The sequence below is a fragment of the Pradoshia sp. Z5_111 genome (assembly GCF_058267535.1).
Genome location: NZ_JBZCPQ010000004.1, coordinates 287063 through 301925 on the forward strand (window position 1 = coordinate 287063; position 14863 = coordinate 301925).

14 protein-coding genes are annotated in these 14863 nt (G+C 39.6%); 1 reads left to right on the top strand and 13 read right to left on the bottom strand.

Annotation, left to right across the window (positions count from 1 at the left end; all coding sequences use genetic code 11):
• Positions 1-2: 2 nt before the first annotated feature.
• The 9 genes from fmt to AC4D4A_RS10960 all read right to left on the bottom strand — a co-directional run bounded on the left by fmt (position 3) and on the right by AC4D4A_RS10960 (position 10062).
• Entirely contained in the window at positions 3-944 is a 942-nt protein-coding gene (fmt, locus tag AC4D4A_RS10920; protein WP_490995931.1) for a methionyl-tRNA formyltransferase, read from the bottom strand.
• On the bottom strand, positions 941-1426 hold the full coding sequence (gene def / locus AC4D4A_RS10925) for a peptide deformylase (RefSeq protein WP_490995932.1): 486 nt from the start codon (positions 1424-1426) through the stop codon (positions 941-943). The genes fmt and def overlap by 4 nt, the downstream gene beginning before the upstream one ends.
• Positions 1427-1448: 22 nt before the next feature.
• Positions 1449-3863 carry a primosomal protein N' gene (priA, locus tag AC4D4A_RS10930; protein WP_490995933.1) on the bottom strand — a complete coding sequence of 805 codons (2415 nt, stop codon included), beginning with the start codon at positions 3861-3863 and terminating at the stop codon, positions 1449-1451.
• Complete coding sequence (gene coaBC / locus AC4D4A_RS10935; RefSeq protein WP_490995934.1) at positions 3860-5074, bottom strand: bifunctional phosphopantothenoylcysteine decarboxylase/phosphopantothenate--cysteine ligase CoaBC; 1215 nt, start codon at positions 5072-5074, stop codon at positions 3860-3862. Before coaBC ends, priA begins: the two co-directional genes overlap by 4 nt.
• 178 nt (positions 5075-5252) lie before the next feature.
• Positions 5253-5471 (bottom strand): DNA-directed RNA polymerase subunit omega, encoded by a 219-nt coding sequence (gene rpoZ, locus AC4D4A_RS10940; protein ID WP_066100606.1) that lies wholly within the window; start codon positions 5469-5471, stop codon positions 5253-5255.
• Between the two features lies 1 nt (position 5472).
• Positions 5473-6090, bottom strand: a complete 618-nt coding sequence (gene gmk / locus AC4D4A_RS10945; protein WP_490996027.1) for a guanylate kinase — start codon at positions 6088-6090, stop codon at positions 5473-5475.
• A 9-nt stretch (positions 6091-6099) separates the two neighbouring features.
• Positions 6100-6363, bottom strand: coding sequence for an extracellular matrix/biofilm regulator RemA (gene remA / locus AC4D4A_RS10950; RefSeq protein WP_066100607.1), 264 nt, complete (start codon positions 6361-6363; stop codon positions 6100-6102).
• A gap of 59 nt (positions 6364-6422) precedes the next feature.
• Complete coding sequence (locus AC4D4A_RS10955; protein ID WP_490995935.1) at positions 6423-7298, bottom strand: YicC/YloC family endoribonuclease; 876 nt, start codon at positions 7296-7298, stop codon at positions 6423-6425.
• A 94-nt stretch (positions 7299-7392) separates the two neighbouring features.
• Positions 7393-10062: a calcium-translocating P-type ATPase, SERCA-type gene (locus tag AC4D4A_RS10960; protein WP_490995936.1), complete on the bottom strand. Its 2670-nt coding sequence runs from the start codon at positions 10060-10062 to the stop codon at positions 7393-7395.
• A 136-nt stretch (positions 10063-10198) separates the two neighbouring features.
• On the opposite strand from AC4D4A_RS10960, the gene AC4D4A_RS10965 reads away from it, so the two are divergent.
• On the top strand, positions 10199-11902 hold the full coding sequence (locus tag AC4D4A_RS10965) for an Rqc2 family fibronectin-binding protein (protein ID WP_490995937.1): 1704 nt from the start codon (positions 10199-10201) through the stop codon (positions 11900-11902).
• 43 nt (positions 11903-11945) lie between these two features.
• Here the strand turns inward: AC4D4A_RS10965 and AC4D4A_RS10970 are convergent, their stop codons facing one another.
• From AC4D4A_RS10970 to AC4D4A_RS10985, 4 genes are all read right to left on the bottom strand, one after another.
• Positions 11946-12635 (bottom strand): SdpI family protein, encoded by a 690-nt coding sequence (locus tag AC4D4A_RS10970; protein WP_490995938.1) that lies wholly within the window; start codon positions 12633-12635, stop codon positions 11946-11948.
• Positions 12607-12873, bottom strand: a complete 267-nt coding sequence (locus tag AC4D4A_RS10975; RefSeq protein ID WP_066100620.1) for an autorepressor SdpR family transcription factor — start codon at positions 12871-12873, stop codon at positions 12607-12609. The genes AC4D4A_RS10970 and AC4D4A_RS10975 overlap by 29 nt, the downstream gene beginning before the upstream one ends.
• Before the next feature lie 314 nt (positions 12874-13187).
• Positions 13188-13934: an SDR family NAD(P)-dependent oxidoreductase gene (locus AC4D4A_RS10980; protein WP_140461250.1), complete on the bottom strand. Its 747-nt coding sequence runs from the start codon at positions 13932-13934 to the stop codon at positions 13188-13190.
• 137 nt (positions 13935-14071) lie between these two features.
• A complete protein-coding gene (locus AC4D4A_RS10985) occupies positions 14072-14833 on the bottom strand; it encodes a zinc finger domain-containing protein (protein WP_490995939.1) in 762 nt (253 codons plus the stop codon).
• Between the last annotated feature and the right edge of the window lie 30 nt (positions 14834-14863).

Below are 14863 nucleotides of genomic sequence, written 5' to 3' on the forward strand. Positions count from 1 at the left end.
CTTTATTCTCCCAATTTCATTCCTGTTGATATGATTGCAGTACCTCGGAGCATTTGTTCAGCGGTCATTCTCTTTTTACCAGCCAGTTGTAAATCAGTAATTTTAATTGCTGTATCATTACCTGTTTTCACAACAAATCCATCTTTTTCAATATCAAGTATTTCACCGGCACTTCCTTGCTTGGCGGTCTTCACTTTTTCGCCCCACCAAACCTTTAAAACTGTTCCATTTAACAAAGTATAGGCTACCGGCCATGGATGTAAACCGCGGATATGGTTATAAATCGCTTCTCCGCCTTGTGTCCAATCGATTAATTCCTGTTCTCTTTTAATATTGAAAGCAAAGGTAGCATCTTCCTCATTTTGTTTAATTGGAGTGATTTCTCCATTCAATAATTTTGGAATGGTCTCAGAAACCAGTTGTGCACCAGCTTTACTCAATTTATCATGTAAACTGCCTGTATGGTCAGTTTCCTCAATTGGAACTTCTACTTTTGCCAGCATGTCACCTGCATCCAGCTTTTCTACCATGTACATAATGGTTACACCCGTCTTTGCTTTCCCCTGCATGATTGCATAGTGAATAGGTGCACCACCTCTTAATTCAGGCAGCAAGGAAGCATGTACGTTTATACATCCATACTTTGGAGCCTCTAATAAACGATTCGGCAGGATTTGTCCAAATGCCGCGGTAACAATTAAGTCTGGATTTAAAGCAAGTACCTTGTCAACTTCTGAATCCACACGAATTTTTTCTGGTTGGAGAACTGGAATACCATGTTTCTCGGCTGTCACCTTTACAGGAGGTGGTGTCAAAATGCGTTTCCGGCCAACTGGACGGTCAGGCTGGGTTACGACACCAACGATTTCATATCCATCATTTATTAAACGTTCTAATACACCGACAGAAAAATCAGGTGTTCCCATAAATATTATTCTAGTCATTCTACTTCATACCCTTCTAACTCTTCTTCACTTATATAACGTACAACTTTTGAAGTAAATAAGATTCCTTCCAAATGATCCATTTCATGTTGAATCGCTCTGGCCAGGTAATCCTCAGCTTCTAAAATATACGTTCGTCCCTGACGATCCTGTGCCTGTATTTTAACATATGCAGGTCGTTCAACCTCTCCATACAGATTCGGAAAACTTAAACAGCCCTCTACATCACGATCCTTACCCTTCGTGGAAAGAATTGTCGGATTGATTAATTCAAATGTTCCTGACTCATCATCTACATCAACAATCGCTACTCTTATATTTTGGCCGATCTGCGGCGCAGCCAATCCCACGCCATCCGCGTCTATCATTGTGTCGTACATATCATCAAGTAACTTCGCTAATTTACGATCAAAAACTTCAACCTTTTTACAGGGAGTTTCAAGAATTTTATCCGGATGCTTTACTATAGGTAATACTGCCACTTATTCTTTTCCGCCTTTCTATTTACATCATAATGAACGGATTGACATCAATCGATAATTGTAACCCTGTTTGGGTGGCATTACGTCCATATGTTTCATTCAATTTTTTTAAAATTGTACTTAGATTTGGTTCCCGCTTGTATTTTATCAAACATTGGTACCTATATCTATTGTTGATTCTAGACATTGGAGAAGCAGATGGTCCAAATACAACCGTTTCCGGCCCTACCTGTCGCTTAATAAATGCCGTTATTTTCTCGGCTGCTTCCACCGTTTTCATCACATCTTCATGAGAGATTGTTAAAAGAGCGATATAATAATAGGGAGGATAGTCATTTTGTTTCCGTAAAAACATCTCTCTCATAAAGAAACCGTCATAATCCTGCTCTGATGCCAGTTGAATGCTGTAATGTTCAGGAGTATAGGTCTGGATTACCACTTCGCCTGGCAATTCGTGTCTTCCGGCACGCCCACTGACCTGCGTTAATAGCTGAAAGGTACGTTCTGATGAGCGGAAGTCAGGTAAGTGCAGCATCGTGTCTGCAGTAAGGACCCCTACCAAGGTCACTCTTGGAAAGTCGAGACCTTTGGCAATCATCTGCGTACCAAGAAGAATATCTGCTTGTCCATCTTCGAATTTTTTCAGCAATGCTTCATGTGCGCCTTTACGTCTGGTTGTATCCACATCCATTCGAATGACTCTGGCATGCGGCAGCAATTTCCCCAGCTCTTCCTCAACCTTTTGAGTTCCTGTACCAAAAAAACGAATATGGTCACTGCCACAGTCAGGACAAACCTCCGGAACCCGTTCTTCAAGTCCGCAATAATGGCACTTCATAAGCGCTTGGACACGATGATACGTCATTGATATATCACAATTTGGACATGTAACTACCATTCCACAGTTGCGGCACATCACAAAGGATGAATGTCCTCTTTTATTTAACAAGAGAACAGTCTGTTCCCCTTTATCTACACGATCCTTCAGTTTTTCAAATAATAGACCGGAGAACATCGAGCGGTTTCCCCCTCTCATTTCATCCCTCATATCAACGACTGAAACAGCTGGTAAAGCCTGATCGTTCACTCTGCTATTTAACGTTAACAACGTATATACACCTTTTTTTGCTCTTGCAAAACTCTCGAGAGACGGTGTAGCACTGCCAAGTACAACCGGACAATTATGATAGGCCGCCCGTTTAAGCGCTACATCACGCGCATGATAACGCGGTGTTTCTTCCTGTTTATAACTACCCTCATGCTCCTCATCAATAATAATCAGACCCAAGTTAGTGAACGGGGCAAAAACTGCGGAACGGGCACCAACTACAACTTTAACCTCTCCGCGTTGAATTTTGCGCCATTCATCATATTTTTCACCATGAGACAGGCCGCTATGTAATACGGCTACCAAATCTCCAAACCGTCGCTTAAATCTAGTTACCATCATGGGTGTTAAAGAAATTTCAGGCACCAAAACAATGGCTTCCTTCCCTTTATCTACGATTTGCTTGATGGATTGTAAATAGATCTCCGTTTTTCCGCTTCCTGTCACACCATATAATAGGAAATTTTCATTTCGATTTTCCTTTATAGCTAACTTAATCGGATTGATAGCTGCCTGTTGGTTCTCTGTTAACTTCAGGCATTGATCCTTTGTAAATTGGCCTTCGGCGTATGGATTACGATATTCCTCTTTCTCAGTTATCTGAACGATACCCTTTGACACAAGAGGTTTGATAGCAGAGGAACTGTTAATATTCGTTTCTTCCAGCACTTTTGCCAGCAATTGCTCCCCTGGATGTTCTACCAGATAGGATACTAGTTTTTTCTGATTGCTGGCATTGGCATTTAAGTGTTCTAATTGTTCAAGCAACTCGTTCCTGGTTAGCATTGATTCTATATATTTTAGCTTTTTTATTTTTGTTTTATCAGATACCTGAACGGTAATTTCAAGAATTCCATTGTCAATTTCAGTCTTTATACAGGACAAAAGCTCGTCATTTTGAATCTTAATCCAGCTGACGGCTTCCGCTTTACTGAACAAATACTGAATCTGTTTTGGGAGATCATTTGTCTGCTTACCTGGAGCAATCCGAATTTGTTTTTCATACTTTGCTTTCAATGCTGCCGGAAGCATTGCCTGGAATGCTGATATTTTAAAACACATCGTCTCATCCGCGAGCCAATGTCCAACATCCAATAATTCGTTATTTAACGCTGGTTCAATATCCAATAGACTGCTGATTGATTTTAAACCCTTTACTTCTGTATGCTCCTTTAGCCTTACGACGAAGCCAAGTAATTTCCTCGGGCCAAACGGAACCGTCACACGCATTCCTTCTCGAATAATACCGGCCCATTTTTCCGGAATTTTATAATCAAATGGACGGTCCGTTTGCTGGGCCGGTACATCTACAATTACTTCCGCTATCATAAAGAGTGATCCTCATTTACTTGAAATGATTCTATTTCTTTCAATATTTCTTTGGCAACATCACCTTTACTTAATAAAGGAAGTTCTCTGAAACTGCCATCTTTTTTATATAGGGTAACAATGTTGGTATCCGTTCCAAACCCGGCACCTTCATGGGTAACATTATTAGCGACAATCATATCAGCATTTTTCTTAACCAGCTTTTTCTTTGCATACTCATCCAAATTATTCGTTTCAGCTGCAAAACCAATCAAGATTTGGTTCGTTTTTCTCTTACCAACCTCTCGGAGAATATCCTTTGTACGAGTCAGTTCAAGCGTACTGTCGCCTGCTTGTTTCTTCACCTTTTGATTCTCATAAACAGCTGGTTTATAATCAGCTACAGCTGCTGTACCAATAATAATATGCTGGTCATCCATTACTTCCATTACCGCTTCATACATTTCGGAAGCACTTTCTACTTTAATTACTTTGACACCTGCAGGAGCATTCAATGCAACCGGACCTGACACCAATGTAACCTCAGCTCCCATGTTTCTTGCCGCCTCCGCTAAAGCATATCCCATTTTACCGCTTGAAAAATTAGATATATAACGAACCGGGTCGATCCGTTCACGGGTTGGACCTGCTGTGATCAGGACTTTTCTGCCACTTAATGATTTCTTTTCTTCAGCAAAAAAATCTTCTAAATTAGCAACAATTGTTTCGGGTTCCTCCAGCCTTCCCTTACCAACATACCCACAGGCTAAATAGCCTTCTGAAGGCTCCATAAATAAATAGCCATCTTCTCGAAGCTGCGCCATATTTCGCTGCACAGCTTTATGGTTATACATATGGACATTCATGGCCGGAGCAATCATAACAGGTGCCGTTGCTGCCAGCAAGGTAGTTGAAATCATATCATCAGCAATTCCATTTGCCAATTTCCCTATAATATTGGCTGTAGCAGGTGCAACCAGAATAACATCTGCCCAGTCAGCAAGCTCAATATGAGCGATTTTACCAGGGATTTTCTCGTCGAATGTATCTATATAAACATCGTTTCTGGATAAAGCCTGAAAAGTTAACGGCATCACAAATTTAGTTGCTGATTCACTCATTAAAACCTTTACTTGCGCACCAGCCTGAACAAGTTTACTTGTTAATGCGGCCGATTTGTATACAGCAATACCTCCTGTTACACAAACAAGTATCTTCTTATTATCAAGCATCTAATCACTCCATAACTGGTATTCTTGAGAATTCCTATATATACATCTTTTATATCATATATTATCTATTAAATTTGCACTAATATGTTTTACTATAATTCGAAAACATATCATTAGCCAGCAAAAAAAAACAACCTTATTACCAATCGTAAGGTTGTTTTTTCGAAAGCATTGCCTATTAAAAGTCTTGACGACCTTCAGTTACCACTCGATACGTTAAGTCACCAGAATGGATTTCCTCAAGCGCTTTTCCAACATATTTATGAGATACCGGCTTAGCAATTTTTGTGCTTTCTCCAGATTCCTGCATATAACGTGCACGTTTAGCTGCAACGGATACCAAAGAATATTTAGAATCAATTTTTGTTAATAGTGAGTCAATAGATGGGTACAACATATTATTTATCATCCTCCAATAATTTTTTGTATCTTTTTTCTACTCGTTCACGACGTAGATGTTCAGCCACCACGATTGCATTGATGCGCTCGCATGCATGTTCTACACGATCATTTTCTACTACATAATCGTAAAGATTCATCATTTCGATTTCTTCACGAGCGGCTTTCATTCTGTTACGGATTAACTCATCTGTTTCAGTACCTCTTGTTACAATCCGATTTTCAAGTTCTTTAAGGCTTGGCGGAGCAAGGAAAATAAATAAACCGTCAGGAAACTTCTCACGAACCTGACGCGCTCCTTGTACTTCTATTTCTAGAAATACATCCTTGCCTTCATTTAAGGTTTTGCGAACGTAATCAATTGGTGTGCCATAATAATTTCCCACATATTCGGCATGCTCCAAAAGTTCATCCTTGGCGATCATATCTTCAAATTGTTCCTTCGATTTAAAGAAATAATCCACCCCATCAACTTCTCCCTCACGAGGTTTTCTGGAAGTTGCTGAAATTGAATATTGAAAATCAACATCAGGCTGAGAAAAAATTGCTTTTCTGACTGTACCTTTCCCCACTCCAGATGGACCTGATAAAACTATTAATAACCCTTTTTCCTCCAAAACAATCACCTATCCTTCCAACACGCTCTCATCACGGTCATGTAACCTCGCAGCCACGGTCTCCGGCTGTACCGCAGAAAGAACCACATGGTCACTATCGGTTATAATCACTGCGCGTGTTCTTCTTCCATATGTAGCATCTATAAGCGAACCCTTGTCCCTGGCATCCTGAATAATCCTTTTAATAGGTGCAGATTCAGGACTTACAATGGTAACAATGCGATTAGCAGAAACTATATTCCCAAATCCAATATTAATCAACTTTATGGACATTGAAGCAGCCTCCATCCCTCTTACCTAGTGTATGCTTGTATGTACTGTCATAAACTGTATTATTCTACATTTTGAACCTGTTCCTTCATTTTCTCAAGAATTGTTTTCATCTCGACAACTTTTCTTGCGATTATGGCATCGTTTGCTTTAGAGCCGATTGTATTTGTTTCCCGATTCATCTCCTGGATGAGAAAATCAAGCTTTCTGCCAATCGGACCGCTTGCCTCTAATGATTCTAGAAATTGCGCGATATGGCTTTTTAACCTTGAAACTTCTTCATGTATATCTGCTTTATCTGTAAATAAAGCTACTTCTGTTAATAGCCTGTTTTGATCAAAAATATCTCCAACTGCTTCTTCAAGCTTTTGTTTGAGCCGGCTGCTATATTGCTTAACAACTTCCGGTGCACGTTCCCTGACATCCTCAACCTCTGCATCAAATTTTTTGATATGCTCGGTTAAATCGCTCTTTAGGAACTCACCTTCTGTTTCCCGCATATTTGACAAGCGAGAAGCAGCTTTTTCTACCGTACCAAGCAGCATTTTCTCGAGATCGGCATTAACTTCTTCCTTTTCATCAATAGAGATAATATGTTCGAGATGAAGCAAATCAGTCATCTCCGGTTCTGCAAACGCACTGTACTTATTATTGAATTCAGTAGATATATTCATGAATTGGTCAATTAAATCCCAATTAGGTGTCATCGTTCTTTTAACGGTTCCATCACCCTGAAGGCTGATAAATACTTCTATTCTACCTCTATGCAGCTTTTGCTGAATAATCTTTTTAATCCTGTCTTCATACATGAGCAGTTGACGAGGTGATCGGATACTGCATTCAAAAAAACGATGATTCACACTTTTCATCTCAATGGTTATGGATAATGCATCATTTTCTGTCTTCGCTCTTCCATACCCTGTCATGCTTAAAATCATCCGGCCCCAGCTCCAATCAGTAACATTATACATGCTAATATAAAATAAAAAGGTAATAGAGCTCACTCTACTACCTTAAAAATTATATCACAATTTATTTAGATTTACTTACAAAAAATGTACCTGCCAATAAAAAAGTTGGGATAGACGCCATTCCGACAATTAATAGCCAATCCCGAGGCGCTATCGGCACCGTATGGAAAACGGCTTGTAAAGGTGGATAGTACAAGGCAATCATCATAAGAATTAAAGAAGAAACGACTGCCCATACAAGATACATATTGCCAAATGGGTTTCTTGAAAAGATTGATTTTTCACTTCTGCAATCAAATACATGAATTAATTGTGCAAGGACCAGAGTTACAAAGGCTACCGTCTGAGCATATTGTAAATTATCAGGATTCGATTTATATACGGTTATAAACGCGAGCAATGTGGCAATACCAATCAAGAATCCTCTTGATATGATTTTCCAACCTAATCCTCTAGCGAATACCCCCTCTTTTGGATGACGAGGACCTCGCTTCATCACATTTTCTTCAGGTTGATCGAGTCCCAGTGCCATAGCCGGCAATCCATCCGTAACTAGGTTTACCCATAAAATCTGGATCGGCAATAAAGGTAAGGGCAGTCCAATGATCATTGCAAATAACATAACTAAAATTTCTCCTACATTTGATGCTAATAAATAGCGTACGAATTTACGAATATTTTCGTAAATATTTCTACCTTCTCTTATGGCCGATTTTATGGTTGCAAAATTATCGTCCAATAAAATTAACGAAGATGTTTCTTTAGCCACATCCGTACCGGATATACCCATCGCTATTCCAATATCTGCAGCCTTTATAGCTGGTGCATCATTCACTCCGTCTCCTGTCATAGCCACTATATGTCCTACTCGTTGAAAGGCACTGACTATTTTCAATTTATGCTCTGGTGAAACACGGGCAAAAACAGTCGTCTCGTCAACGATATTTTCCAAATCATCCACAGACATCGCATCTAAATCTTTACCGGTCAGCACACGGTCCCCTTCGCGGAATATTTCCAATTGTTTACCGATAGCCTTTGCTGTTATTAAGTGATCGCCGGTTATCATCACCGTTTTAATACCTGCATCGCGACATTCTAGCACCGCTTTCCTTACTTCTGGACGCGGTGGATCCATCATTCCTTCAAGGCCAAGGAATATCAATTCATTTTCAGCATCCGTTTGGTCAAGAATTGCTTGATTGGCCGGTACACTTTTGTAGGCAACCGCAATTGTCCTTAATGCTTGTTCAGCCATATGTTCAGTTGTATTCCCAATGGACTCACGAAGTTGCTCGTCCATATGCTGCACTCTGCCATTGGTCATAACCGTTGTACATTTCCCAAGTAAGACATCAGGTGCCCCTTTTGTAATGACAAATTGCCTTCCGTTATGATCCTTTACCAGCACACTCATTAATTTACGTTCTGATTCAAAAGGAAACTCCTTTAAAATCTTATACTTTTCAAATAAAAGCTGGCGGTCGATTCCCTTCTTCATAGCGGCAACAAGCATAGCTCCTTCAGTCGGATCCCCATCTATATAGTACTTTTTCTTTTTAAGCTTTAGCTCAGCGTTGTTACAAAGGATACCATAGGTGAGCAGTTGCTTTAACTCCGTATCATCCTGATGACCGCTGACACATTCAAACTTACCTGTTGGGTCAAACCCCTTCCCGGACACTGACCACTGCTGCCCTGAAACCCAAACCTTAATCACCATCATCTTATTTTCTGTCATCGTCCCTGTTTTATCAGAACAAATAACCGATGCACAGCCCAATGTTTCTACAGCAGGCAGTTTCCTTACGATCGCTTTCTGGCGAATCATTCGCTGGACTCCGAGGGATAAGGCTACCGTAACGATTGCCGGCAAACCTTCAGGAATAGCAGCTACGGCTAAAGATACTCCCGCAAGAACCATGGTGTATAAGTTATTTCCTTGTAAAACACCAATACCTACAACTAATAAAGTCAGCAGTAAAGCAACAACAATAAGTATTTTTCCCAGTTGTTCAAGTCGAAGCTGCAAAGGCGTCTGCTGCGTATTGGCACTTTGCAACAGATCTGCGATTTGGCCCATTGCCGTTTTCATTCCTGTCGCAACAACTATACCCTCACCTGACCCACGTGTTACCATCGTTCCCATAAATGCCATATTAACCTGATCGCCGATTCCCTCTTGACCATCACTTCTTGATTCTTCCGTTTTAGCGACCGGGAGAGATTCACCTGTCAATGCAGATTCTTCTATTTCAAGATTGTACTGTTTGAAAATCCTCATATCAGCACCTATACGGTCGCCGCTTGAAAACTTCACTATATCTCCTGGTACACATTCTTTAGCAGGTATTTTCGACCATAACCCATCTCGTAATACAATCATTTGCGGTGCAGCCATTTCCTTTAAAGCAGACAGCGATTTTTCTGCTTTCCTTTCCTGAAAAAACCCCAATAAACCATTAATCAATACAATCATGATAATGGCAATGGCATCAATATACTCTCCCAGCAAACCCGAAACGAGAGTAGCCGCAAGCAGGATAAGTACCATAAAATCTTTAAACTGCTGAAAAAACAGAATTAAAGCGGATTGCTTTTCTCCTTCTGCCAATTCATTTTCTCCGTATTGGTTTAACCTTTTTTTTGCTTCCTGATGACTTAACCCTTTTTTTGTATGTACTCCAAAAGCGGATTGTAGCTTTTCTTTGTCCATTTCTACAAGTTTCATGTGACGGATACTACCTCCTTAACAATCCGAATAACTTTCTTTGGTACATGTTTATTCAGAGTTGTCCTAAAAAATGCTATACTTGTTAGAATGGAGATTTATAATTTGAATACTTACTAAAGAAGGTGTCACACATATGTCCTTTGACGGTTTTTTTACAAGAGCAATGACCGAAGAATTATCAGCGACGTTAACTGGTGGACGAATAACAAAAATTCATCAGCCCTATAAAAATGAATTACTGCTAGTCATTCGCGCAGGCAGAACCAATCATAAGCTTCTGCTGTCTGCACATCCAAGCTATGCCCGTGTACAACTAACAGAAGAAAACACGGATAATCCTTCAGAAGCACCCATGTTTTGCATGCTGCTTCGTAAACATTTGGAAGGCTATTTTATAGAGAAAATCGAACAGCCTGAATTGGAAAGAATTATTAAATTTGAAATTAGAGGGCGCAATGAAATCGGCGATATAACTCAAAAGTTATTAATCATCGAGATAATGGGCAAACACAGCAATATTATTCTTGTTGATAAAGAAAGAAATATGATCATAGACTGCATCAAGCATGTACCGCCTGCTTTAAATAGCTACAGGACATTATTGCCAGGTCATTCCTATGTTTTGCCGCCAGCTCAGAATAAAGTCAATCCGCTCTCAGATATTGATAAAGGCTTGACATACATTGATTATTTTGCAGGCAGAATTGATAAACAATTGGTCACACAATTTGCCGGTATCTCTCCTCTGCTTGCGAAAGAAATAACCTACAGGGCTGGTCTCGTAAACAGGGAGACCGTTCCAGAGAGCTTTAATACGATCATGGAGCAGTTAAAATCACATAATTATCAGCCAACATTGGTTACAGGAGATAAGGAAGCTTTCTACCTCATCCCCCTTCAGCATTTGAAAGGTGATCAGAAGGAATTTCCTTCTCTAAGCTTATTGTTAGATCGCTTTTATTATCAAAAAGCGGATCGGGATCGCGTCAAGCAGCAAGCGCATGACCTGGAAAGAATTCTCTCAAATGAAAAAGAAAAAAATGAAAAGAAACTAATAAAATTAGAAGAGACTCTGCAGGATTCAGAGAAGGCAGAAATATTCAAGAAATACGGGGAACTGATAACCGGTCATATTTACGCTTTAAACAAAGGAATGAAGAGTGCTGAAGTAATTGATTATTATGATGAAAATCAACCTACTCTTTTGATTGAGCTCGATGTCCGAAAAACCCCTTCTGAAAATGCTCAATGGTATTTTTCTAAATATCAAAAGGCAAAGAACGCCAAATCCTTTGTAATCGATCAAATCGAAAAAACAAATGAAGAAATTCAATATCTCGATAATTTAATCCATCAAATGAACACCGCCTCACCAAGAGATTTGCAGGAAATCCGTGAAGAGCTTGAAGAAGGCGGATATGTAAAAAAAAGATATACCAAAAAGCAAGGGAAGAAAAAAGATTTGAAGCCTGTCCTTGATTCCTATTTGTCCAGTGATGGCATTGAAATTTTGGTAGGTAAAAATAATAAGCAGAATGAATATTTAACCAATCGCTTAGCGGCTAAAAACCAGCTTTGGTTCCATACAAAGGATATTCCGGGATCCCATGTTGTCATCCGCGATACAAATCCTACCGAACAAACGATAAAAGAAGCCGCCATTCTGGCTGCCTATTTCAGTAAGGCAAGGCAATCAAGCCAAGTCCCGGTAGACTCCACTCTAATCAGACATGTAAAAAAACCAGCCGGCTCAAAACCAGGCTTTGTAACCTATGATAATCAAACAACCTACTATGTTACACCGGATGAAGAATTGGTTTTATCCTTAAAAGCATAGAAAAAACGCAGCGGACTAAATCTTCCGCTGCGTTTTCATTATATTATTCTTTTGTTATTGCTCTAAATAGAAAATATGAATAGCCTGTTGGCACAATCACTATAATGGCAGTTACACCCATGATCATATAATACTCCCAATCTGCAGGCATGAAAATCGTAAGGAAAATGAGTAGGCCCCCACCCATAAATAACTTGCCGCCTAAACGATGCGTCTTTCTCCAAACTTCATCATTGCTGAGTGTCCAGGGCGTTCGTATACCAACAAAAAAATTAGTTCTTGCTTGCTGAATATAATTTCCAAGAATCATAAATAGCAGACCTACAATAGGCCCAGCCAAACGTTCCATTGGGATATCAATTCCCAGACATATGAGTAATGTAATCATATTGATAACAAAAAACAATGTAATAAGTGCATAATTAATGATCAGATAACCTTTTGAAAAATAATTAAAATTTTTCTTTTTCGGATCAATTTTAGGAATTACCATCATGAGAACATAAGTAAAAATCATAATGGAATGCAAGGTAAAAAAAGCAGCTCCCTTCGATTGAAATCCATCTGCTCCATCTTTACCCCAATGAATCGGCACCTCTGCAGGTAAGGATGGGAAAAAGGCCAGCCAGCTAATGATTGATATGGCAATTAAAGTAATTGGAAAATATTCCTTTTCATAATTTTCCCCTCTTTCTTCATCTGTTTTAATCTTTTTGGGGCTGAGTAATCCCATATGCCCAACTGATCAGATCCTGCAGAACAGTTGTATTTAAAGAATAATACACATATTGCCCCTTTTTGATATGATGGACTAAGCCTGCGCTTTTCAAGATTTTTAAATGCTGAGATATGCTTGGCTTGGACATATCAAAATGTTCATGTATCTCCCCGGCTGTTAAATCACCATCTTTTAATAAATCAAGAATTTTTCTGCGTGTGGGGTCCGATAAAGCTTTAAAAGTCTCATTCATTTTCAATAACCCCCATAAATATTTGATGATGTATAAGTAATTAAGTAATTACTTAAATAATAAACGGTAAAGATAGCCTTGTAAATAGGTAGCAACCTAAGAATTAAAAAATTTAATTATGAACAGGATCAAAGTGTATCCACAGTTATATTAATCTGTTTTTGTTTTCTTCTTGAAATTTCCCTCTTATACACAACTCGCTAAAGTATGGAAGCAAAAAAAGACTGCAATAAAAAAATATCAGGGATCATCCCTGATATTTTTTAGCCTCCGTGATGGCCAGTCAGTTGATTTTCACCTATCGCCCGATTGAGCTATCTAGCTAATAGTCCCCCATCCACGACATACTCCGCTCCCGTTATATAGGAGGCGTCGTCCGAGGCTAAAAACAAGACTGGTTTAGAGATTTCTTGTGGGTCTGATAATCGTCCTATCGGAGCTGTAGCATACATATCCAGTTGTTCTTGTGTATAGGTTTCTTTTAGCAGCGGGGTTAATACACCTCCTGGACATATCACATTGATTCGAATATTCTTGTCGGCGTATTCTACGGCTGCTGCTTTCGTCAACCCGTTCACTGCATGTTTGGCTGCCGTATACGCCACATTGGGGGTTCCATTGACATGTCTTAATCCTGCGGTAGATGATATATTTACAATGGAGCCTCCACCCGCCTCGATCATATGCGGAATTAACGCTTTCATCCCATAGAAGGTTCCATGTTGGTCTATACTTATGATTTTGAGGTAGTCTTCATCTGCCAAATCGGTCAGCGAAGACACAGGACCAGCATATCCAGCATTATTCACCAAAACCGTCACAGGTCCAAAGGCTTCAACCGCTTGGTTTATGACATGTTTCCAATCGTCTGGATTGGTTACATCGTGTTTCACAAATAGTGTGTTCTCCCCGAGCTCTTTCGATAACGTCCTTCCCTCCGCTTCGAGTACATCCGTAATCACCACTTTAGCTCCTTCTTTGACAAACTCTCTTACGTGTTCAGAACCCATTCCTCGTGATGCACCCGTGATAATTGCCACTTTTCCATCCAGTCTCCCCATGCTCTTTTCCTCCTTTTATTCACATTCACACTCATAATTTTACCCAATTTTTGGTATTTACAAGCGTCTTTTAGTGGGATTGTCTAACTAAAACTGATGTTTCCTGGATGAACAAAATCAAAAAAAGACAGAATATTTCATTCCGTCTTTGACAACCTCTGACACGCAGGACAAATGTACGAGGTGGTGCTTCCTGTTTTGATCGATTGAATGGTCTCCCCGCATCTAGGGCAAGGTTCCCCTTTTTTATACGCTATCTGAAAATCACTCGTCGAGTACCCACCGTTGTGTCCATAAAAATCCTTTTCAAGAGAAAAACTCCCCTTGGATAAAGAATGGTGCAATTGTTCCTGCATGCTGTCATAGAGGTTTTTGACCTCTTCTTCCGATAGGTCGGATACTTTCTTCTGAGGATGAATTCCGCTTTCAAACAAGATATCGTGAATATACATATTGCCGATTCCGCCAACGTTTTTTTGATTCAACAAGAAGGATTTAATTCCCGCTTTTTTTCCGTTAACCAACCGTCTGATATAGTCATAGGTAAATTCCTCATCGAATGGAGTGAAGGCAATATCTTTGATTGATTTTTCTTCTTTGATTTCTTGTTCATTGGCGATATACACTTTTCCAAACCACCAAAATCGGATGGAAAACCCTGTCCCATCTTGAAATTGGATAAGGAATTGATATTTTTCCTGAACGGGATTGGATGAAATGTGTTCAAAGTAAAGCAAATCTCCTCCCATCCCGAGCAAAATTAACATATTTTCTCCATTCGATAAGGAAACGATGATCCATTTTCCTTTATTTTGAACTGCTTTAACCGTTGATCCTATTACTCGTGATGAAAATACAAACGCCGAAACATTGCAGCACTTTTCCTGCTTTATTTCCACCCGTTCAATTTATTTACCCGTGAGAGAGTC